The sequence below is a fragment of the Stenotrophomonas sepilia genome (genome assembly GCF_003244875.1).
Classification (GTDB): domain Bacteria; phylum Pseudomonadota; class Gammaproteobacteria; order Xanthomonadales; family Xanthomonadaceae; genus Stenotrophomonas; species Stenotrophomonas sepilia.
Genome location: NZ_LXXZ01000087.1, coordinates 60,407 through 79,530 on the forward strand (window position 1 = coordinate 60,407; position 19,124 = coordinate 79,530).

Annotated in this window: 21 protein-coding genes and 1 tRNA gene; 7 read left to right on the forward strand and 15 right to left on the reverse strand. The window is 64.6% G+C overall.

Annotated features, from left to right (window positions below; genetic code table 11):
• Positions 1-88: 88 nt before the first annotated feature.
• From A7X97_RS17745 to A7X97_RS17785, 9 genes are all read right to left on the reverse strand, one after another.
• The gene (locus A7X97_RS17745; RefSeq protein ID WP_061478955.1) at positions 89-2,020 is read right to left on the reverse strand and encodes a DNA primase family protein; all 1,932 of its coding nucleotides are present in this window, start codon (positions 2,018-2,020) and stop codon (positions 89-91) included.
• A gap of 69 nt (positions 2,021-2,089) precedes the next feature.
• On the reverse strand, positions 2,090-2,272 hold the full coding sequence (locus A7X97_RS17750; RefSeq protein ID WP_141098938.1) for a ribbon-helix-helix protein, CopG family: 183 nt from the start codon (positions 2,270-2,272) through the stop codon (positions 2,090-2,092).
• Positions 2,273-2,774: 502 nt separating this feature from the next.
• Positions 2,775-3,038, reverse strand: a complete 264-nt coding sequence (locus A7X97_RS17755; RefSeq protein WP_006375902.1) for a hypothetical protein — start codon at positions 3,036-3,038, stop codon at positions 2,775-2,777.
• Positions 3,039-3,047: 9 nt separating this feature from the next.
• Positions 3,048-3,299 carry a hypothetical protein gene (locus A7X97_RS17760; RefSeq protein ID WP_006375905.1) on the reverse strand — a complete coding sequence of 84 codons (252 nt, stop codon included), beginning with the start codon at positions 3,297-3,299 and terminating at the stop codon, positions 3,048-3,050.
• Complete coding sequence (locus A7X97_RS17765) at positions 3,292-3,948, reverse strand: DNA N-6-adenine-methyltransferase (protein WP_111008250.1); 657 nt, start codon at positions 3,946-3,948, stop codon at positions 3,292-3,294. The genes A7X97_RS17760 and A7X97_RS17765 overlap by 8 nt, the downstream gene beginning before the upstream one ends.
• Before the next feature lie 107 nt (positions 3,949-4,055).
• Complete coding sequence (locus A7X97_RS17770; RefSeq protein WP_012480712.1) at positions 4,056-4,409, reverse strand: hypothetical protein; 354 nt, start codon at positions 4,407-4,409, stop codon at positions 4,056-4,058.
• 105 nt (positions 4,410-4,514) lie between these two features.
• Positions 4,515-5,246, reverse strand: a complete 732-nt coding sequence (locus A7X97_RS17775) for a hypothetical protein (RefSeq protein WP_006375976.1) — start codon at positions 5,244-5,246, stop codon at positions 4,515-4,517.
• Positions 5,246-6,769, reverse strand: coding sequence for a site-specific integrase (locus tag A7X97_RS17780; protein ID WP_012480713.1), 1,524 nt, complete (start codon positions 6,767-6,769; stop codon positions 5,246-5,248). Before A7X97_RS17780 ends, A7X97_RS17775 begins: the two co-directional genes overlap by 1 nt.
• Before the next feature lie 83 nt (positions 6,770-6,852).
• A tRNA-Ser gene (locus tag A7X97_RS17785) sits at positions 6,853-6,942 on the reverse strand.
• A gap of 124 nt (positions 6,943-7,066) precedes the next feature.
• Here A7X97_RS17785 and A7X97_RS17790 point away from each other — a divergent pair.
• Complete coding sequence (locus tag A7X97_RS17790; protein WP_072168108.1) at positions 7,067-8,140, forward strand: DUF4241 domain-containing protein; 1,074 nt, start codon at positions 7,067-7,069, stop codon at positions 8,138-8,140.
• A 52-nt stretch (positions 8,141-8,192) separates the two neighbouring features.
• On the opposite strand, the gene A7X97_RS17795 is transcribed toward A7X97_RS17790, so the two are convergent.
• Positions 8,193-9,185: a LysR family transcriptional regulator gene (locus A7X97_RS17795; RefSeq protein ID WP_005410175.1), complete on the reverse strand. Its 993-nt coding sequence runs from the start codon at positions 9,183-9,185 to the stop codon at positions 8,193-8,195.
• A gap of 127 nt (positions 9,186-9,312) precedes the next feature.
• Between A7X97_RS17795 and A7X97_RS17800 the strand changes: the two genes are divergently transcribed.
• Both A7X97_RS17800 and A7X97_RS17805 read left to right on the forward strand, forming a co-directional pair.
• The gene (locus tag A7X97_RS17800; RefSeq protein ID WP_088497907.1) at positions 9,313-9,900 is read left to right on the forward strand and encodes an FMN-dependent NADH-azoreductase; all 588 of its coding nucleotides are present in this window, start codon (positions 9,313-9,315) and stop codon (positions 9,898-9,900) included.
• Positions 9,901-10,037: 137 nt separating this feature from the next.
• Positions 10,038-10,400 carry an SH3 domain-containing protein gene (locus A7X97_RS17805; protein WP_088497906.1) on the forward strand — a complete coding sequence of 121 codons (363 nt, stop codon included), beginning with the start codon at positions 10,038-10,040 and terminating at the stop codon, positions 10,398-10,400.
• Positions 10,401-10,466: 66 nt separating this feature from the next.
• Here A7X97_RS17805 and serS read toward each other — a convergent pair whose 3' ends face one another.
• Entirely contained in the window at positions 10,467-11,747 is a 1,281-nt protein-coding gene (gene serS, locus A7X97_RS17810) for a serine--tRNA ligase (RefSeq protein WP_088497905.1), read from the reverse strand.
• A 113-nt stretch (positions 11,748-11,860) separates the two neighbouring features.
• Between serS and A7X97_RS17815 the strand changes: the two genes are divergently transcribed.
• The gene (locus A7X97_RS17815) at positions 11,861-12,499 is read left to right on the forward strand and encodes an energy transducer TonB (protein ID WP_005417291.1); all 639 of its coding nucleotides are present in this window, start codon (positions 11,861-11,863) and stop codon (positions 12,497-12,499) included.
• Positions 12,500-12,618: 119 nt separating this feature from the next.
• Positions 12,619-13,191 carry an energy transducer TonB gene (locus A7X97_RS17820; RefSeq protein WP_111008251.1) on the forward strand — a complete coding sequence of 191 codons (573 nt, stop codon included), beginning with the start codon at positions 12,619-12,621 and terminating at the stop codon, positions 13,189-13,191.
• A gap of 190 nt (positions 13,192-13,381) precedes the next feature.
• On the opposite strand, the gene aroA is transcribed toward A7X97_RS17820, so the two are convergent.
• From aroA to A7X97_RS17840, 4 genes are all read right to left on the reverse strand, one after another.
• Positions 13,382-14,689: a 3-phosphoshikimate 1-carboxyvinyltransferase gene (aroA, locus tag A7X97_RS17825; RefSeq protein ID WP_072168115.1), complete on the reverse strand. Its 1,308-nt coding sequence runs from the start codon at positions 14,687-14,689 to the stop codon at positions 13,382-13,384.
• Between the two features lie 76 nt (positions 14,690-14,765).
• Positions 14,766-15,965: a prephenate dehydratase gene (pheA, locus tag A7X97_RS17830; protein ID WP_005417297.1), complete on the reverse strand. Its 1,200-nt coding sequence runs from the start codon at positions 15,963-15,965 to the stop codon at positions 14,766-14,768.
• Positions 15,966-16,016: 51 nt separating this feature from the next.
• On the reverse strand, positions 16,017-17,102 hold the full coding sequence (gene serC, locus A7X97_RS17835; RefSeq protein WP_072168116.1) for a 3-phosphoserine/phosphohydroxythreonine transaminase: 1,086 nt from the start codon (positions 17,100-17,102) through the stop codon (positions 16,017-16,019).
• Positions 17,103-17,283: 181 nt separating this feature from the next.
• Positions 17,284-18,090 carry an FHA domain-containing protein gene (locus tag A7X97_RS17840; protein WP_111008252.1) on the reverse strand — a complete coding sequence of 269 codons (807 nt, stop codon included), beginning with the start codon at positions 18,088-18,090 and terminating at the stop codon, positions 17,284-17,286.
• Between the two features lie 125 nt (positions 18,091-18,215).
• Between A7X97_RS17840 and A7X97_RS17845 the strand changes: the two genes are divergently transcribed.
• Positions 18,216-18,491: a polyhydroxyalkanoic acid system family protein gene (locus A7X97_RS17845; protein WP_005417302.1), complete on the forward strand. Its 276-nt coding sequence runs from the start codon at positions 18,216-18,218 to the stop codon at positions 18,489-18,491.
• Between the two features lie 81 nt (positions 18,492-18,572).
• Entirely contained in the window at positions 18,573-19,064 is a 492-nt protein-coding gene (locus A7X97_RS17850) for a phasin family protein (RefSeq protein WP_005417304.1), read from the forward strand.
• Positions 19,065-19,124 lie beyond the last annotated feature (60 nt).

The following is a 19,124-nucleotide window of genomic DNA, read 5'->3' on the forward strand; positions in this document are numbered from 1 at the left end:
GCAAGTCCGGGCTGGACCGTTAGCGTCACCGACCAATCCATTGGCTAGAGCTGATACGGAAGATGGGAACACGGATTTGGCCCCGCCTTTACGACCGCCGTTGGCGCGCATCCCCATCTCCCACCTTTCCGCCACCTTGGGTTTCGCTGCTTTCTCGGCCCGCCAACGGCTCACCGAACAGCGCACGAATCTCCAGTTCATTGATACGTTCCTGCAGCTGGAGTTGGATTGCCTTGGCTCTGGTGCGCCCTGCCTCCTCCCTCAACGCATCGGCATGGAGAGCTCCCATCTCAGCCGCCTGCTGCTGAGCGCTCAAGCGGTCGAATCGACGCTCTATCTCTTCCTGCCGAGCCCCTTGCTGTTCGAGGGTGGGCGTCACATCGGTTTCCCAAGGCTCCAAAGACTGAGAGCGCTCCTGCGCCACGCGCAGTGCTGTCACGGTCGCCGATGATCTCAACGGCAGATCGCCACAGGCCTCGCCGACGGTGGCTGCTCCGTTGATTCGCAGGCGCACGCATTCTTCCTGTTTGCCATTGATGCGACGGTTCGAGCGGGCGCCGTCGTCCAGGCCCATCTCTTTCAAGCCTCGCCAGAACTGGCGACCGGTGAGGAGATCGATGTCCGCCAGCCCTTGTCGGTAGCCCCAGTTTTTGTAGTTCTCGTAGACCTGCCGCATGGAAAGCGTGCACTCATCCGTCTCAATGCGCACCACGCGCTCGGCTTGAGCCCAAGCCATGACCTGGTCGCTGCCATGGCGGGCGGCCAGCTTCGCTGCGCGCACGGCTTCGGGCATGTCGGCGTCGGTGTCGGACAACGCCCTACCACGGGCCACGATGCGTCGGGCGCCTTCGAGCATCCAGTCCAGCACAAGCTGGCCTTCCTCTGCCAGGATGTTCTTGACCAGATCAGGGTCGTGCTGGTTGACCGGTACCGCCTTCTTCCAGTGCACGACGGTGAGGCGGCGCCACACCCCGTTGCTCTTGTCGCGGATGAAGGGGGCCGAATTGGACGTGATGATCCACTTGGCCGTGGAATGGTAGCTCGCCAGCTGCTTCTGGTTCTTCCGGTCGATGCCAATGCCATTGCCAGAGACCATCGTCTTGAACCGACCTTCGGCCCACTTCTCGCACTCCACTTCGTCCACCAGGATCAGGCTGGCGCCAATCATGGGTTCCAGGCTGAAGCGGTCGCCCAAAGTTTCAAGGTTGCAGCGGGCCACCTGACGGTGCATCGCTTCCACGATTTCCGCCAGGGTGGATTTGCCAGAACCTGCGACGCCGTGCCACCAGGCGGCCTGGCTGTAGACACCCGGCAACAGGGTCATGCCGCACTGCTCCTGGAGCAGGTCGATGACGCGCGGGTCGTCGTGGGCTTGGCGGAGGAACTTGGCGAATCGCGAGTCAGCCGGCAAAGGCTGGGGCTTGTATGCATGGCCCTGCCTGCCACCACAGGCCACCCTGACCGCGTGGGTCATGCCCAAGGCGGGATCAGGAGCGAGCACATGGAAACCGCCGGGAAGGATTTCCACGTAGCCGTCTGCCACCGGCACGATGGCCCGCTTGGCTTGGGCTGGCATGGGGTTTTTCTGGCGCAGCCGAAGGGAAGCCATGTCCCAGCAGTCCTTGGCGAGCTTGGGGCTGCCCGCGAAATCGGCGTTGCGGTCGATCCAATCGGATGCCACACCCACACCTTCCGCGTCGCTGATCGCTTGCCAGTAGGTACCGTTCCAATGGTGTACGATCTCGCCGGTGCCGCTGGTGGCTTGGCACGCCCACAAGCGATCGACGCATTCGGTGGTGCGGCGGGCAAACAGGATGGGGAGCGACGGTGGCTTGCGCTGGCCCTCTCGATCAACCGAGTGGCGGTAGAGCTGCTTGTGCTCCTCTGCCTCCAGGTTGACCTTGCGGGCGGAGGCTTCCGCACCCAGGAAGCGCGACGCTTCGAATGGCACGATGTTGCTTGGCTCTTCCGTCGTCGGGTTGACAGCCTTCCCTTTTGGGGACACATTGGTTGTAGACATTGTTGTTGGCTCCTCTCAAACCCTCGCCCTGGCCGGTGGGGGTTTGTCGTTGTGGGGGGACAGGCTTGCTCAGGCAGCGCGCGGGAGAGCGGTTTCCAAGGCGCGGCGAATGAACTCGCTCTCTGTCATCTCGTTTTCGGCCGCGGCGAGACGAAGGCGTTCGGCCAAGGGGCGTTTGATCCGAACGTGCTTTTTCACGCTGGCGCGGATGCTGTAAGTCGGCGGCGACGAGGGATGGGTGGCGGCGTTCACGGTGGCAACTCCGAAGGTGAAAGGTTTGGTGTGTCCCACATGGGGGACACTTCCACTCAACCACTCCAGGAGCTTTCCGCAACCCACGGTTTTTGACTAAACACGAAAACTGCGGAATCTCTCGCACTTTTTCCGGAAGCCCTGTTCTGCTGGCTTTCCCTTCCCTGCTGGTCTTCCATTAGCCAGCAGAAAGAGAAGACCAGCAGGAAGACCAGCAGGAAGACCAGCAGCTACAAACCCTTGATTCCAAAAGCTTTGCATTCATAGAAAACCGTTCCGCTGGTCTGCTGGGTCAAAAAAGAATCGGTTTTGAAATTTGAGATACCAACACTTTCCATGCGATTTGGACGCATTTGCACAGGGGAGTTGAATCGAAAGCCAGCAAGCCAGCAGCGCACTTTTAGTCGCAGAAATCCCTTGGGATTCAACGACCTTGCACTACTGGTCTTCCTGCTGGCCTTCGATCGCTGCTGGCTAGTGGAAGACCAGCAGCCGGAAGTTCCTACTCATTTTCGGCCAAACACTCCAGTTGCTCGCGCTTGCGATCGGTCAAGAACGGATGCTGAAACTCCCTCCCGCTTTCCACCTCCGTCACCACCACGTGTTCTTCAATCGTAAGGGCGCCATGGTGCCAATCGATGGCATCCAACTCCGCCAAGGACAGTCGCGCGAATGCCTCCATTGCCTCGGACTGGGTCTGGGCAAAGACCTCAATCACCTTGCTCACCAAGTAGTCACCCCGGACGACGAATTCGTAAGTTCCCATCGGCTCCTCCTAATAGTTGAGGTGGTGGCGCATGGTTGGACAAGGCCAGTTGAGATCTTCGCGTTCGGAACCATCGGGGCTGATGACCTCCACAAAGCCGTAGATCTCCTCCAACTCGGTACGCCAGCCACCGGCATGAATGTCAGCCACTCCCATCGAGTTCAGAATCTCCAAGGCTGCCGCCTCTGAGTCCGCGTCGATTCGGATTTCCAATTCGGCCGTCGCGCGGCCCAAGACAACAACGTTCCAGCGATCAGCCATTGGAGCTCTCCTGGTTCGCCGTGGCCACCTGCCCTACCCGCTGGATGGCAAAGAACTTCCCGTGCAACGCACCGCTCGCCTGCGCTTGCTGAAGGTGATCGGCGGCGCGCTTGCCGTAAGTCACCACCAACGATCCCGACGGCGCTGCCGTGCCGGTGGTTCCGTCGGGACGCACAAACCTCAGCCTCCCACTGGTGAACAGGATCGCCGTCGCGTTGGGGTGGGAAAGCACGCAGTCGTGCATCCATCCCGTCTCCATGTTGACCGGCACCAGGGCGATACCGCCGCCGGGGTGGTTGGCCAGCTTGCTCAACCACTTCTCAATCCCTTTTCCGTAAGGCGGATTCATCCACACGAATGCCTGCTTGGGCCACGGCGTAGCCAAGCCGTCCTGGCTCGGCGGGATCATCCGGCTGGCCGTGGGTGCGGGCAGCCGCGACGGGTCTTCGGGCGTGCAAGGATCGAGGTCAAAGCCGCGCCTTCCCCCCAGCGCCCTGACGATGGCAGGCGGGGTATACCAATCGACGCTCGTGTGGGCCTTGTCGCTTGCCTTGTAGCAAACGGAGGTGAGCCGGGTGGGTTTAGCCGCTACGAGGCGCTTGGAGCGGGTTGCTGCGTTGAACGGCAGAACGTTGGACTTGGGCTGCATGAGGATTCTCCAGGCAAGGCTCCGTCAGCACGGCTGCGTTGCCGCGTTGAAGAATGGGTTTTGGGAGTTGGGCTTGAACCAGCCCGAGAGGCGCTGCTGGCGGCGGGTTACCACCAAGAGTTGTAGAACACGTCCCAACCGTCGTTGATCAATGCGCGGGCCTGCGCAATGAAGTCCAGATCTTCTTCAGCTCGATCGGGATCCGATTCACCGAAGAAGAAGCCTTGGGTATAAGGCAAATCATCGTTCAGCACAGCCTGTTCCAACGCATCAAGATCGTCCAATCCAAGGAATACGGGAACTTGGTTGAAATCGAAGGGATCAACCTGCCCCGTCCTAGCACTGTGCAACTTGAACATCCAACCATGAAGGTTCGGATGCTTTCGCCAGTAGAAAAATAGTTCTTGAGTGCGATCTCGCACATCAGTGCGGGTCTTGACCGCATACATATCGAGGCCCATCGGCTTGCTCCATCGCCCCGACCACCGAGGCGTTGGAGTAATCATCCGAACTGAGAGCCTCCATCGATACGGATATTGGAGGCCTCCAATATCCGTTAGCAGCCGTTACATTCGCCCATTGCGCTTGTCGGGCATCTTTGGAGGCGCCGGCTGCAGGCGTTCGTGCAGCGCTTGTTCGATCACCCCAGCTCGCGAGGCGTCGAGCTGCTGAGCCAGGTCCCGCAGACGGCTGGCCTGGGCTTGGGCTGCGTTGTTGAATGCGTCCACCCACTGGCGCTTGACGTCAGGGTTTTGCCAAGGCTGGGCGAAGGCCTCGGTCAGCGTGCAGACCCGAATCCCAAGCCCGATTTGCACGCCCAATGCTTGGAGCTGGCGAATTAACGCATCGCTGATGGGTTGGTCAGTCAGTGGCTCCAGGAAGAACTGCTTAGCCTTGGACCCTTTGGCCACCAGAAACGGCAGTTCTGCAGTTAGGAGGGTGTCGATCGCAACGCCCCGTTCGCTCAACGGCTTCCACAGGCCCTTAGCCTTGAGCTCGGCTGCCCAGGCCATCAACGGAACAAGGGTGGTCGAGCGCTTGCGAGTTCCCTTCACCGTGAACAGCGTCCCTTTTGGGGAGTGTTCCTTCAAGAGGTGTTGCAATTGGGCCGTGCTGATCGCCAACACCCCAGCGGCCTCATTGAAGCTCAACGCCACGTCCACCTTGGGCCGCTGTTTCGCTAGGCGCAAATGGTCTGCGATCTTCTTCTCCATCTGGCCCACGTTTTCGGTGCCAGAGAGCTTGCCGAGAAAGCGATCGATGGCGCGGCGGTAAGCATCAGCAGCAGTAAGGGCCATTAGTTCGGCTCGCTCCCCTTACGGCCGACCTTTGAAGAGCGCGCGGCAGCATTGCTGCTTCGCCGCCCGACCTTGCGCGCCGGCAGGGTGCGCAGCGCCTCCAGGTCGATTCCGTAATCTAGGACACCCAAAGCTGGCGTTCCTCCGGCACCGTTGAGCTTCTCACTCACCGTAAAGGGCCTGCTGTAAGTCGCGTGGTGTTCGTCGTCCAATTCGTGGCCGACGATTTGGGCTCGCATCTCAGAGGCCACACCGCTGCCCTGCATCTCCTGAATCACGGTCTTTCGGAGACTATGGAAACCACGTTTCGCTTTCGACCACCCACCACTGTGCTTTTGGAGGTAGTAGCTGAACGCCTTCGATATCCAGTTCCCCGCACCATTCTTCGCCTTACTGTCAGCCTGCGGAAACAATCGCCAGTCCCCGCTCTCCCTTCGTTCGGCGACGTAGTCCAAGAAACCAAGCTTGATCAGGTCGGGATGCAACGGGACGACCCGATTGGAAACATCGGTCTTCAATCGCTGATCCTCCCCCTCATCGGTAAACCGTATGCACGGGATTCCCTCCTCTTCCTTGACGTCGAGGGTAAACAGCTGCCCCACCTCACCTGCCCGGGCGCCCGTATACAGGCCCAACAAAGCCGCCCAGCGCGCTCCCGTTGAAAGCTGCTTGAAGCTATCAGGCGCGAAGAGTTGATGAACCTGATCCAAGGTAAAGGCCTGGAAGCCAAATTTTCTGCGCTTGCGCTTCTCCGCCATCGAAACGCTGACGTGACCTGCGGCGACATTGTCTCCCTTGAGCACGTAGCCTGAAGCCATTGCCCAAGTGAAGAATCCTCTCTTTCCTGCGAGGTAGCTCTGGCGATTGTTGAGCGTAGAACGCGTTAACCCGCGCTTGGCCAAATGGTCGTAGAAGCGGGCCATCTCAGGCCGCGTGATGGTGTGCAGCTCGCGCTCGGCGCCCAAGAACTCGATCAGCTCTGTCACGGGAAGCAGTTTGATGCCGACCGTTTTGACCTCGATGTCCTCGGCGGCGACTTTATCCTGCCAGATTCGCTTCGCATCGATCAGGCTGATGGTCTCAGATGGCAGGGGCTGCGCCGCCGCTGATTCCAACGGGTTTGGCCCAGCCGCCGCCGGAACTGCACCCGCATCACGGAAGTGGAACTTGCCGATTTCTTCCAGCGCCTCCATTGCTCGAGCATGGTCGGCCGCATCCGTGGTCCGAAGACGGAAGCCCGGCAAGTCAATTTCATAACGCCGGGAGCCGTTCTCCGCGACGCTGCGCAGAACATCCTCAACCGTGAGTCCCTTCTTGGTCATGCACCCATCCCTGATGGCATCGAATGCTTGAGCATAACGCTGCGCGATGGCCAAGGCAGCCACTCTTGCGCTATGCAGTTGGATGCCCAAGGGATGCTTGACGAAAGGTTTGCCGACGATACCGCGCATGTCCGTCGGAACGCGCATGCGAAACTGGTAACGACCTGTGGAAGAGCGAGTGAGATAGCTTGGTAATCGCATCGGAGTTGTGCCCCGATTTGTGCCCCAAGCCGCCCTTCAAGACCTTAAAAAATGTCGTTTAAAAACAAACACTTACTAAGGATTGGCGGAGAGAGTGGGATTCGAACCCACGGAAGGTTTAACCCTTCGCCGGTTTTCAAGACCGGTGCCTTAAACCGCTCGGCCATCTCTCCAATCGGGTCCCGGTCGCCCGGGCAGCGACGTATTCTCGCACGTGAAGGGCATTTGCCCAAGACCACCTTGCCCCTGCCCTTCGCATCCGGCACGGTGGGAGCCTTCACCGCACTCGGAGCCGCCATGGCCCATCTCGATCTGGCCAACCTGCGCACCTGCCTGCTGGACGATACACAGCTGGCCGCTGTGGCCCTGCACCGCACCTTCGCGGGGCACCTGCCGGTCAGCAGCGGGCAGCTGGTGGTCTGCGATCCGCTGGTCCAGGCCGAGGCGCCTGCGCTGGCCGACTACACCGCCCCGCTGGGGCGGCACCCGGTCGAAATCATCGTGCACAGCGGCCACCCGGCCCTGGCCGTGGTCTGGTTCAAGCCCCGCGAAGCTCTTACCGCGACCGCCCTGCACTGGCAGATGGCGCGCTGGGCCACCCAGGACCTGACCGGCCTGGATGAGGACAGCTTCATCGGCTATCCGGTCGACGCTGGCATCGGTTGTTTCATGGACACCGACACCCAGCAGGCGCTGCTGGCCCTGATCGAACAGGCCGATGGCGAGGAAGAGAGTGAATGGTCGGATGCACTGATCGACCACGATGGCCTGGACGAAGGCGTCGAATACCGCCCCTGGGGGGAGAACTCGCCGCACGGCCTGGTGGTCTTCACCAGCGGCTGGGGCGACGGTGTCTATCCCAGCTACTGGGGGCTGGATACGTCCGGCATTCCGGTCGCCCTGGTCACCGATTTCCTGTGCATCCAGGGCGGCGATGGGCGCGACGAGCGCGAGATTGCCGACCAGGCCTATCGCGACAACCTGCCCCCTGCGGAAGCCGAGGCGCTGGCGCGGCTGGTGGCTGCGGTAGAAGGAGACGACGCGGAGGCATTGCAGGACCTGCTGAAGGATGCGCCGCAGCGCGCCAACCAGATCGAACCGGGCTGCGGCGGCACCGCCCTGTACGAGGCGATCCGCCTGGACCGCCCGCAGGCATTGCGGGTGCTGTTGCAGGGCGGCGCATTGCCGGCAATGCCCGAACGCCTTCACATGAGCAAGGTGACCGGCTATCTGGACTATGCGCGCTTCCTGAAGAAGCCGCGCAGCGCGGAACTGATGGCGGTGCTGGAAGCGCCCGTCGTTGCGGCCGAACCGCCACCGGCCGCAGCGCGACGCCGCAGCTTCTGGGACCGGCTGTTCGGCCGGAACTGATCGTCGGAAAACAGCAACGCCGGGCATGGCCCGGCGCTACCGTTCAGCGCTCTCAGCCGGCATCCACCGCCAGCGCACCCAGTGCACTGGCCTTGATTCGCTCCTTGGCCTTCTCACAGGCGCCACCGCAATCCAGGCGCGAGGCCTCCAGCTGCGGCGGCAGGTGCTCGGCCAGGAAGTCGATGAACACGCGCACCGCCGGCAGCAGGCCGCGGCGCGAAGCGAACACGGCGTGGCACACGCCCTGCGGCAGCGACCAGTCCGGCAGCACCACTTCCAGCTCGCCGTTGCGCACGGCGTCGGCGCACACGGTCTCCGGCAGCATGGTGATGCCGAAACCGTCCTTCACCATGCTCTGCAGCAGCGGGAAGTCGAAACCGGCCACGCGCGGCTGCAAGTCGACCCGGCGCACTTCGCCTTCCGGGCCATGCAGTTCCCAGCGCTGGCGTGCTTCGTCTTCGCTGATGCTGAGGGTGACGTGCTGGGTGAGCTCTTCCGGGTCCTTGGGGCGTCCGGCGCGGTCCAGGTACTTCGGGCTGGCCACCAGCAGTTCCTGCACCTGGCCGAAGCTGCGCATCACCAGGCTGCCGTCGTCGTCCAGGCGCGAACGCACGCGCAGGGCGACGTCGTAGCCTTCATTGATGATATCCACGCGGCGGTTGCTGATGTTCAGCTGCAGCCGCACCTTCGGGTACTGCTCAAGGAACTTGGGCAGCAGCTTGGGAAGCTGCATCTGCGCCAGTGACACCGGCACGCTGGCGCGCACCACGCCGCGCGGCTCCGCGCTGAGGCGGTCCACCACTTCGCGGGCGGCCTGGGCCTCGGCCAGCATCGTCTGCGCATGGCGATGCACGCTGGTGCCGACATCGGTGACCGCGAAACGGCGCGTGGAGCGCTGCAGCAGGCGTACGCCCAGGTCGGTTTCCAGCTGGCTGATGCGGCGGCTCAGGCGCGACTTGGGAATACCCAGTGCGCGCTCGGCGGCGGCGAATCCGCCGTGGTCGACCACCATCGCGAAGTAGTACAGGTCATTCAGGTCATGCATACCCGAGTTCCATATCTAGAACAATACGTGGCATTCAATCACCTTTATTCCGCCTTTGCAACAACCTATCGTTCTCTCCGTCGGCGGGGCCACCCCGCCCCTTCCTCCCAGAACACAGGTGACTGCCATGAAGCTTCTGCATCTCGACGCCAGCGTGCTTGGCGACAACTCCGTCTCGCGCCAGCTGTCGGCCGCCGTGGTCGCCCGCTTCGCCAGCCAGATCGATGACCTGCAGGTCGATTATCGCGATCTTGACGCCAATCCGGTACCGCATCTGAGCAGCAGCTCGCTGGCCAGGACCGACGCGGCCGAGGCGACCGATGCTGAACAGGTGATGCAGCAGTTCCTGGACGCCGACATCGTGGTGATCGGCGCGCCGATGTACAACTTCAGCATTCCGTCCACGCTGAAGGCCTGGATCGACCGCGTGGCCGTGGCCGGCCGCACCTTCAAGTACACCGAGAACGGCCCGGTGGGCCTGGCCGGTGGCAAGCGGGTGATCATCGCCAGCAGCCGTGGCGGCATCTACACCGACTCGCCGGCCGACTTCCAGGAGCCGTTCCTGCGCCAGGTGTTCGCCTTCATGGGCATCAACGAGGTCGAATTCGTGCGCGCCGAGGGCATCGCCTATTCGCCGCAGCACCGTGAAGACGCCATTGCCGGTGCACTGGCGGCACTGCCGTCGCACGAAGCGGCCGAAGCCGTCGCTGCGTAACGCGTTCCAACGTTCGGCGCTCCTCTCTCCTCGTCTGGGCGCTGAACGCGGGCCGGGATCCCCTCCCCCATCCCGGCCCACCCTGGCGGCCCCGCTATGCGGGGCCGTTTTCTTTTGCGACGCGCTAGGCTGGGGCCATGAACTACATCGTGACGGCTGCGCACCGCAGCGAATTTCCGCACCCGATCACCCTGCGCCGTGGCCAGGCGCTGGTGGTGGGCGAACGTTATGAAGGCCCGGAGGGCTGGGAAGACTGGTTCCTGTGCCAAGCCGAAGGGCAGCAGCCCGGTTTCGTGCCGGCGCCGGTGATCGGTCGCGATGCGCAGGATGACGCCTATGCCACGGAGGATTACTGCGCGCGGGAGCTGGATGTGGATCCCGGGCAGATCTTGCGCGGGCTGCGCACCCTCAATGGCTGGGCGTGGTGCGTGCCGGAGACCGGCGAACCGGGATGGGTACCGCTGGAGAAGCTGCGGGCCATAAAGGAGAGCCGAGCATAGGCTCGGCTCTACATGGATCTGTAGCGCCCGAGCCTACGCTCGGGCGGCGGCGCAAAGCGCCGGCTGTCAGGCGATCGTTTCCAGGCCGCCCATATACGGGCGCAGGGCCTCCGGCACGGTGATGCTGCCGTCGGCGTTCTGGTAGTTCTCCATCACCGCGATCATCGCACGGCCAACCGCCACGCCCGAGCCGTTCAGGGTATGCACCAGCTCCGGCTTGCCGGTGGCCGGGTTGCGCCAGCGCGCCTGCATGCGGCGGGCCTGGAAATCACCACAGTTCGAGCACGAGGAGATCTCGCGGTAGGTCTCCTGCGACGGCAGCCAGACTTCCAGATCGTAGGTCTTCACCGCCGAGAAGCCCATGTCGCCGGTGCACAGCAGCACCTTGCGGTACGGCAGGCCCAGCTTTTCCAGCACCACTTCGGCACAGCGGGTCATGCGCTGGTGCTCGGCGTCGCTGTCTTCCGGGCGGCTGATCGAGACCAGCTCGACCTTCTCGAACTGGTGCTGGCGGATCATGCCGCGCACGTCGCGGCCGCCGCTGCCGGCTTCGGCACGGAAGCACATCGAGTGAGCGGTCATGCGCAGCGGCAGACGCTCGGCGTCGACGATCTCGTCGCGCACGATGTTGGTCAGCGGCACTTCCGAGGTCGGGATCAGATAACGCGTGGAGTCGCCCACGGCGGTCTTGAACAGGTCGTCCTCGAACTTCGGCAGCTGGCTGGTGCCGCGCAGCGAGTCAGCATTGACCAGCAGCGGTACGTTGGTTTCCTCGTAACCGTGCTCGCCGGTGTGCAGGTCGACCATGAACTGGGCCAGGGCGCGGTGCAGGCGCGCGATCGGGCCGCGCAGGACGGTGAAGCGCGAACCGGACAGTTTGGCCGCGGTCTCGCCGTCCAGCCAGCCATTGCGGGCGCCCAGTTCGACGTGGTCAAGCACCTTGAAGTCGAACTGGCGCGGAGTACCCCAGCGCGCCTGCTCGACGTTGTCGTTCTCGTCAGCACCGGCTGGCACGTCATCGGCCGGCAGGTTCGGGATCCCCATCGAGATCGCTTCGATCTTCTCGCGCAGCTCGTCCAGCGCCACCTCCGAGGCCTTCAGCTCGTCGGCGAAGGCGGCAACTTCAGCCATGATGGCCGACACGTCCTCGCCCTTGGCCTTGGCCTGGCCGATGGCCTTGGAACGGCTGTTGCGCAGGCTCTGCAGCTCCTGGGTCCGCACCTGGATGCGCTTGCGATCGGCCTCCAGGGACTCCAAGGCAGACACGTCGAGCTCGAAGCCGCGGCTGGCGCGCAGGCGTTCGGCGAGGTCGGCGGGCTGGTGGCGGAGCAGGGCTGGATCAAGCATGGCAGGTGTCGTGGTGGGTATCAGGGATGGGATTATCGCTTGTTATACGGATTTCTGCCGCCCGGTTCATTCCCGCCGTGGCAGAATCGGGGCATTCCGTACTGGTCCGGTCCATGTCTGCACCCCGCTCGTCGTCCGCCAAGTCGTTTACCGTGCATATCCCGCGCAACGCCCTGAAGATCGCGGGCATCGCCTTCGGCGTGGGCGTGCTGCTGTTCGTGCTGGTCTGGTACACCGGTCGCGACAAGGAATTCTTCCGCGCCGACCCGGCCGCACAGACCCCACAGGAGACGGCGCAGGTGGAACCGCTGCCCGAACCGCTGGCTGCGGCCGCCGGTTCCAGCGACATGCCCGATGCCAAGCCGGCCCCGGTCGAGGAGGAAGCCCCGAAGCTGGTCGAAACCCCGCCGCCACCGCCGGCGCCCGTCGCTGAAGCGGCCCCGGTCGCACCGGCCCCGGCGCCAGCTGCTACAGGCAACAGCCAGCCGATGCCGATTGCCGGCCAGTCGCCTCCACCGGCCTACCCGGCCGCCGCGCTGCGCGCCGGCGAGACCGGCAGCGTGGTGGTGCGCGTGGACGTGGATGCCACCGGCTATCCGAACAATGCCACGGTGATCCAGCGCAGCGGCTCACGCGAGCTCGACCGTGCCGCGACCGATGCGGTGCGCCGCTGGCGCTTCACCCCGGCGCAGAGCAACGGCCAGGCCGTACCGGGCAGCATTGAAGTGCCGTTCGACTTCAAGACCCAGTAACTGAACGTTTCCCGGCAGGCAAACTGAACCCTGCCGGTCGCGTTGACGCAACGCTGACACTTCCCGCCACTGGCCCGCGCAACACTCTCCCCGTCGTCCATTGACGGAAGGAGTTTGCGATGACCGCCACCACCCACGAAGACCTTCATTCGCCGCAGCTGCAGCAGGACGCCAGCGAACAGCACAAGCCCACGTCGCCCTGGATGTGGATCGCGCTGATCGTGGCGATGTTTGCCGCCGCGCTGCTCTGGCTGCGTCACTCGAACCAGGAAGACGTGGCGCCGGCACCGGTCGGCGAGCGCATGCTGCCCGCGCCCGAGCAGGCGCCGGTCGCCGATGTACAACAGCCTGCGGCCCGCCAGGCCGCAGCGGCCGGCAACCAGCGCAAGGCCCCCCCTGCCGTACGCAATCGCGAGGCACGCCCGCTGGCAGGCAACAGCAAGCCGACCTACCCCGCTGCCGCGCTGCGCAATGGCGTGCAGGGCAGCGTGATCGCCAGCCTGAATGTCGATGCCCGCGGCCGGGTCACCAATGCTGCGATTGTTTCGCGCAGCGGCGAGCGCAGCCGTGACCTGGATCGTGCGGTGCTGAGCGCCGTGCAGAACTGGAAGTTCCAGCCGGCGATGCATGAAGGCCGTGCAGTTGCCAGTGTGGTGCGGGTCCCGGTGGATTTCCGTACCGGACAGCGTTGATCGCGGACGAGGGGTTCGTGATGTTTAGACGGAGGCTTCGGCCTCCGTCCTTTTATGCGGAGAAGCGTGCCGACCAAGGAAGGTCGGCACCTACCGGGCGATGTGAGCGTGCCGACCGAGGTTGGCACCTACCGGACAGGGGGCGCGTGCCAACCATGGTTGGCACCTACCGGAAAACCTGATCGGCCGGTCAGGCCAGGTTGAAGCCGGCGCTGCGCGCCAGGCCGTCGAAGTCCGGGAAGGACGTGGCGACATTGGCGATGTCGTTGATGCGCACTTCGCCGTTACTGATCTGGCCGGCAATGGCGAACGCCATGGCGATGCGGTGGTCGCCGTGGCTTTCGATGGTGCCGCTGCCCAGGCGCACGCCACCATGCAGGGTGGCACCGTCTTCAGTTTCGTCCACCTGCATGCCCAGCGCGCGCAGGCCGGTGGCCATCGCTGCGAGACGATCGGATTCCTTCACCCGCAGCTCGGCGGCGCCGGTCACCACGGTCTGGCCTTCTGCAGCAGCTGCCGCCACGAACAGCGCCGGGAACTCGTCGATCATGTCCGGCACCAGTTCTTCCGGAATGCGTGCGCCCTTCAGCGGGGCGTAGCGCACCACCAGGTCGGCCACCGGTTCACCGCCCTGTTCTGCCGGGTTCTCTTCGGTGATGTCCGCACCCATCAGGCGCAGCGCATGCAACAGGCCGGTGCGGCGCGGATTCAGGCCGACCTGCTTCAGGCGCAGCTCGGAACCGGGAATGATGCTGGCGGCGACCAGGTAGAACGCGGCCGAAGAGAAATCGGCGGGCACCACGATATCCGTGGCGCGCAGGCGCTGGCCACCGCGCAGGCGGGCCTTGCCCGGCGAAAACGCGATGTCCACGCCGAACGCGGACAACATGCGCTCGGTGTAGTCGCGGGTCGGGTGCGGTTCGGTCACGCAGGTTTCGCCCTGCGCATACAGCCCGGCCAGCAGCACCGCCGACTTGACCTGCGCACTGGCCACCGGCGAGGCGAAATCGATGCCGTGCAGCGCTTGGCCACCATGCACGTGCAGCGGCGGTGTGCCGTCGTCCTGGGTGTCGATCCTTGCGCCCATCTGCGACAGCGGGCCAGTGACGCGGCGCATCGGGCGGCCGGACAGCGATTCATCGCCGATCAGCGTGCAGTCGAACGACTGGCCCGCCAACAGGCCGGCCAGCAGGCGCATGCCGGTACCGGCATTGCCGCAATCCAGCGGTGCATCCGGCGCCTTCAGGCCATCGATGCCGACACCGTGCACGACGCGCTGCGACGGGCTGGGCGTTTCGATGCGCACCCCCAGCTGGCTGAAGATGCGCGCGGTCGCGCGGGTGTCCTCGCCTTCCAGGAAGCCTTCGATGTGCGAGGTGCCATCGGCCAGCGCGGCAAACATCACCGAGCGGTGCGAGACCGACTTGTCGCCGGGAATGGTCAGGCTGCCCTGCAGCGGCTGGCCCTTGCGGGCTATCCAGTGTTGCGCGTTGCTCATCGTTCGATCATTCCGTAAACACCGGCAGCGCCGGCGATGCATCAGGGAGCGGCGGCTGTTGCCGCCGCAGCAGCACTCAGGGCACGGCCACCGGATAGGAGCCCAGCACCTTGATCTGCGCCGAGTGCGCTTCCAGTTCGGCCAGCGCGGCCTGCATCGGCGCGTCGTCGATGTGGCCGGCCAGGTCGATGAAGAAACCGTACTCCCACTTGCCGTGGTGTGACGGCCGCGACTCGATGCGGTTCATGCTGATGCCGTGGCGGGCGAACGGGCTGAGCACGTCGAACAGCGCACCGGGCTTGTCATGGATGAACACCAGCACCGAGGTGCGGTCGTGGCCGGAGGTCGGGAAAATGTTGCGGCCCACCACCAGGAAGCGGGTGGTGTTGTCGGCATCGTTCTGGATCGGCTTGGTGACCACCTTCTTCAGGCCGTACACGTGGCCGGCACTCTCGCCGCCGATGGCCGCCGCGTCGTCGGCGTTGCGCGCACGGCGCGCGCCTTCGGCGTTGCTCGACACCGGAATCTTCTCGGCCTTCGGCAGATTGGCGCGCAGCCACGCCGAGGTCTGCATGAACGACTGCGGGTGCGCGTAGATGCGCTCGATGTCCTCGATGCGGCCGCTGCGCGACATCAGGTACTGCTGCACGCGCAGTTCCACTTCGCCGCAGATCTTCAGGTTGGAGGTCAGGAACATGTCCAGGGTGATCTGGATGGTGCCCTGCCCCGAATTCTCCACCGGCACCACGCCGAAATCGGCGTTGCCCGCTTCCACTTCCTGGAACACCTCTTCGATGCTGGCCATCGGCAGGCCCAGCGCGGAGCGGCCGAAGTGCTTGAGCACGGCCTGCTGGCTGAAAGTACCTTCCGGGCCGAGGTAGCCGATCTTCAGCGGCTCCTGCTGGGCCAGGCAGGCCGACATGATCTCGCGGTAGACGTGCACCAGCAGTTCATCGCTGAGCGGGCCTTCGTTGCGGTCCACCACCATGCGCAGCACCTGCGCTTCGCGCTCGGGGCGGTAGTAGTCGACGGCGGCGGCGAGCTTGCCCTTGGCCTTGCCGACCTGGTGGGCGAAGCGCGCGCGCTCGGCGATCAGGCTCTGGATGTCGCGGTCGATCTGGTCGATCTTCGAGCGCACATCGGCCAGCGCCAGCGGCGCCAGGGTGGGTGCCGGGTTCGAGGTGGCCTTGGCCTTGCCCTTCGCCTTGGTGGGCACGCTGTCCTTGGCCGGTTCGGCCTTCTTCGGCGCCTTCTTGCTGGATTTGCTGCTTGCCATCGGAATTCCTTGTTGCGGGGAACGCACCCGACGGTGCGCGCCGTTCATTGCTCAGCCGTGACGCTGCTGGAAATCGGCCATGAAGGCGACCAGCGCCTCGGCCCCGGCCAGCGGCATGGCGTTGTACAGCGAGGCACGGATGCCACCGACGACCTTGTGCCCCTTCAGCGCCAGCAGGCCAGCGGCCTTGGCCTCGGCCACGAAGCGGGCATCGAGATCGGCATCGGGCAGGAAGAACGGGATGTTCATCCGCGAACGGGCCGCGTGTGCAACCTCATTGCGGTAGAAGCCGCCGGAGCCGTCGATGGCGCCGTACACCAGCGCGGCCTTGGCGGCATTGCGCCTGGCGAACTCGGTCACGCCGCCCTCGGCCAGCATCCACTTGAACACCAGACCGGCCAGATACCAGTTCCAGGTCGGCGGGGTGTTCAGCATCGAATCGCGGGCGACATGCGAGCGGTAATCGAAGATGTCCGCGCGTGGCTGGCCACTGCGCTCGAGCAGGTCGCGGCGGATGATCATCACCGCGATGCCGACCGGACCCAGGTTCTTCTGCGCACCGGCATAGATCACGCCGTAGCGGCGCACGTCCAGCGGCTCGCTGGCAATGGACGAACTGAAGTCGGCCACCAGCGGCACATTGCCGGTATCGGGCACATCACGGAACTCGACGCCGTGGATGGTCTCGTTGGCGGTGATGTGCACGTAGGCGGCATCCGGCGAGAGCTGCCAATCGGCGTGCGGCGGCAGCGTGCGATAGCCATCGGCCTCGCTGCTGGCGGCGATGTTGACGTCCACGTAGACACCGGCCTGCCTGACCGCGGTCTTGCCCCAGTGGCCACTGACCACGTAGTCGGCACGCTGGCCGGGGGCGGCGAAGTTCAGCGGGATCAACGCCTGCTGGGTGGTGGCACCACCGGACAGGAACAGCACCGCATAGTCTTCGGGGATATCGAGCAGGCGACGCAGGTCGGCCTCGGCCTCGGCGGCCACGGACATGAATTCCGTGCCGCGATGGCTCATTTCCACGATCGAAGCGCCGGACCCGTGCCAGTCCAGCATTTCCGCCTGCGCCTGACGCAGGACCGATTCCGGCAAAGTCGCAGGGCCGGCACTGAAGTTGAACGCGCGCGTCATGTCACACCTGTGGGGCAAGACCCCTAGTATGCCGCAGTGCACCAGCCTTGCGGCCTTGTGCGGCAAGGGAAATTTGGTTTCATTGGAATCCATCGGCGACGCGACCGGGTAGTGCCGGCCGCTGGCCGGCAACCTCACGGATTCAGGGGCGGCGGTTGCCGGCCAGCGGCCGGCACCACCGTCAGCGCGCGCCGAACCAGAGCAGCAGGCTGAGCAGCGCGGCCAGCAGCAGCGCACTGACCAGCAGCCACGGCCAGCGCCGCACCCTGCGCGGCGCAGCCGGCAGCACCGGCGCCTGTTCCACGTCCTCGCCCGACTCGTCCTCGACCGGCAACGACCGTCGGCGCGGATCATGCGGCACTTCCAGCACGAAACGGTGCTGGCCATCGAACACCACCTGGTCGCCGGCCTGCAGCCAGCAATGGCGCACGGCCACGCCATTGACGCGGGTGCCGTCGGCACTGCCGAGGTCGCGCAGCAGCACGCGTTCGCCGTGCACTTCCACGCGGGCATGCTGCTCGGCAAAAGCCGGGTCATCGATGGCGATGTCAGCCTCGTTGCCACGCCCGATCAGGCGGGCCCGCGACAGGGTGAAGCTGCGGCCATGATGGAGGCCGCCGACACCGCGCAGCAGCCGCTGCTGCTCGTCGCTGCCATCTTCGGTTTTCGGCGCAGGCGCCTGCAGCAGGCTTTCGACCTCGCCCTGCAGGACCATCTCCACGCCATCCACATACACCGCATCGCCTGCACGCAGCAGGGCCATCCTGCGTACCGGGCGACCGTTGACGTGGACGCCGCGGATGCCGTTGCCGACCTGCAGCCAGAGGCCGCGATCATCCACGCAGAACTGGGCCAGCAGCAGTGCGCCGTGGCCGGGATCTCCGAGCCGCACGCTGCCGTTGGCCTGGCGCACGATGCGCTGCACCCCGGGCCGCAAGGGCTGGTCGGGCTGTTGTTGTTGACTGAAGTGAACAAGCAGGTTCTGCACGCGGCGCAGACTAGCAGGTTGGTCGCCAACGAAGAAGAACCCACGATGAGTGCTTGGCGCGGCGGCCCTTGATGCGCACAATGCTTGCCCTCTTCAACCTACCCCGCCCTGCGCCAGGAGCCTGCATGTCCACCATCGATGTCCGCCACGCCCACGCCCTGCCCGATGCACAGGCGCGCGCCGCGATCGAACAGGTCGCTGCCAAGCTGTCCGAGCGCTTTGGCCTGAAGTCGTCCTGGACCGCCGACGTACTGAACTTCTCCGGCAGCGGCGTGGACGGTGCGATCGAACTGCAGCCGGGTGCCGTGCGCGTAACCGCCAAGCTGGGCTTCCTGCTGTCGGCGATGAAGGGCATGGTCGAAGGCGAGATCCAGCGTGTGCTGAAGGAAAAGCTGGGCTGAACCCCGGCGGCGGCCGTCACGGCCGTGCAACGCCGGTGCGCGCTACTCTCGGGGTCAGGCCCAACTCCCACGGGAAGTGCGATGAACCACTACGAGAACGACGACCGCCGCAACGACGATGCCTCTTTCAGTGACCAGGCCGAGCGCTTCTCGCGCAAGCTGAGCGATTCGGCCCAGCAGGTCTGGCTGGCCGGGTTGGGTGCGCTGGGTCGCGCCCAGGCCGAGGGCAGCCGCTTCTTCGATGGCCTGGTGAAGGAAGGCGAAGCCTGGGAAGCCCGCCGCCGTGAACGTAACGGCGACCAGGGCCCGGGCTGGCGTGACAATGTCGAGACCTCGCTGGACGAGGCCCGCGAGAAGGCCTCCGGCACCTGGAACAAGGTGGAGAAGGCCTTCGATGACCAGGTGCAGGGCGTACTCAAGCGCCTACATGTACCCACCGCCGACGAAGTGACCGCACTGGAGGCCCGCATTGATGCCCTGCACGCGCGCCTGGCCAAGCTGGAAAACCGCGCCGCGTCCGGCACCGACGCCCCTGCTCCGGGCAGCCATCAGTCGCCGGACAGCGTGCCCTGAGCGCAATTGTTGCAACGCAATAAAAATTGATTGACAATCGCGAGCAACCCGCCAATCGCT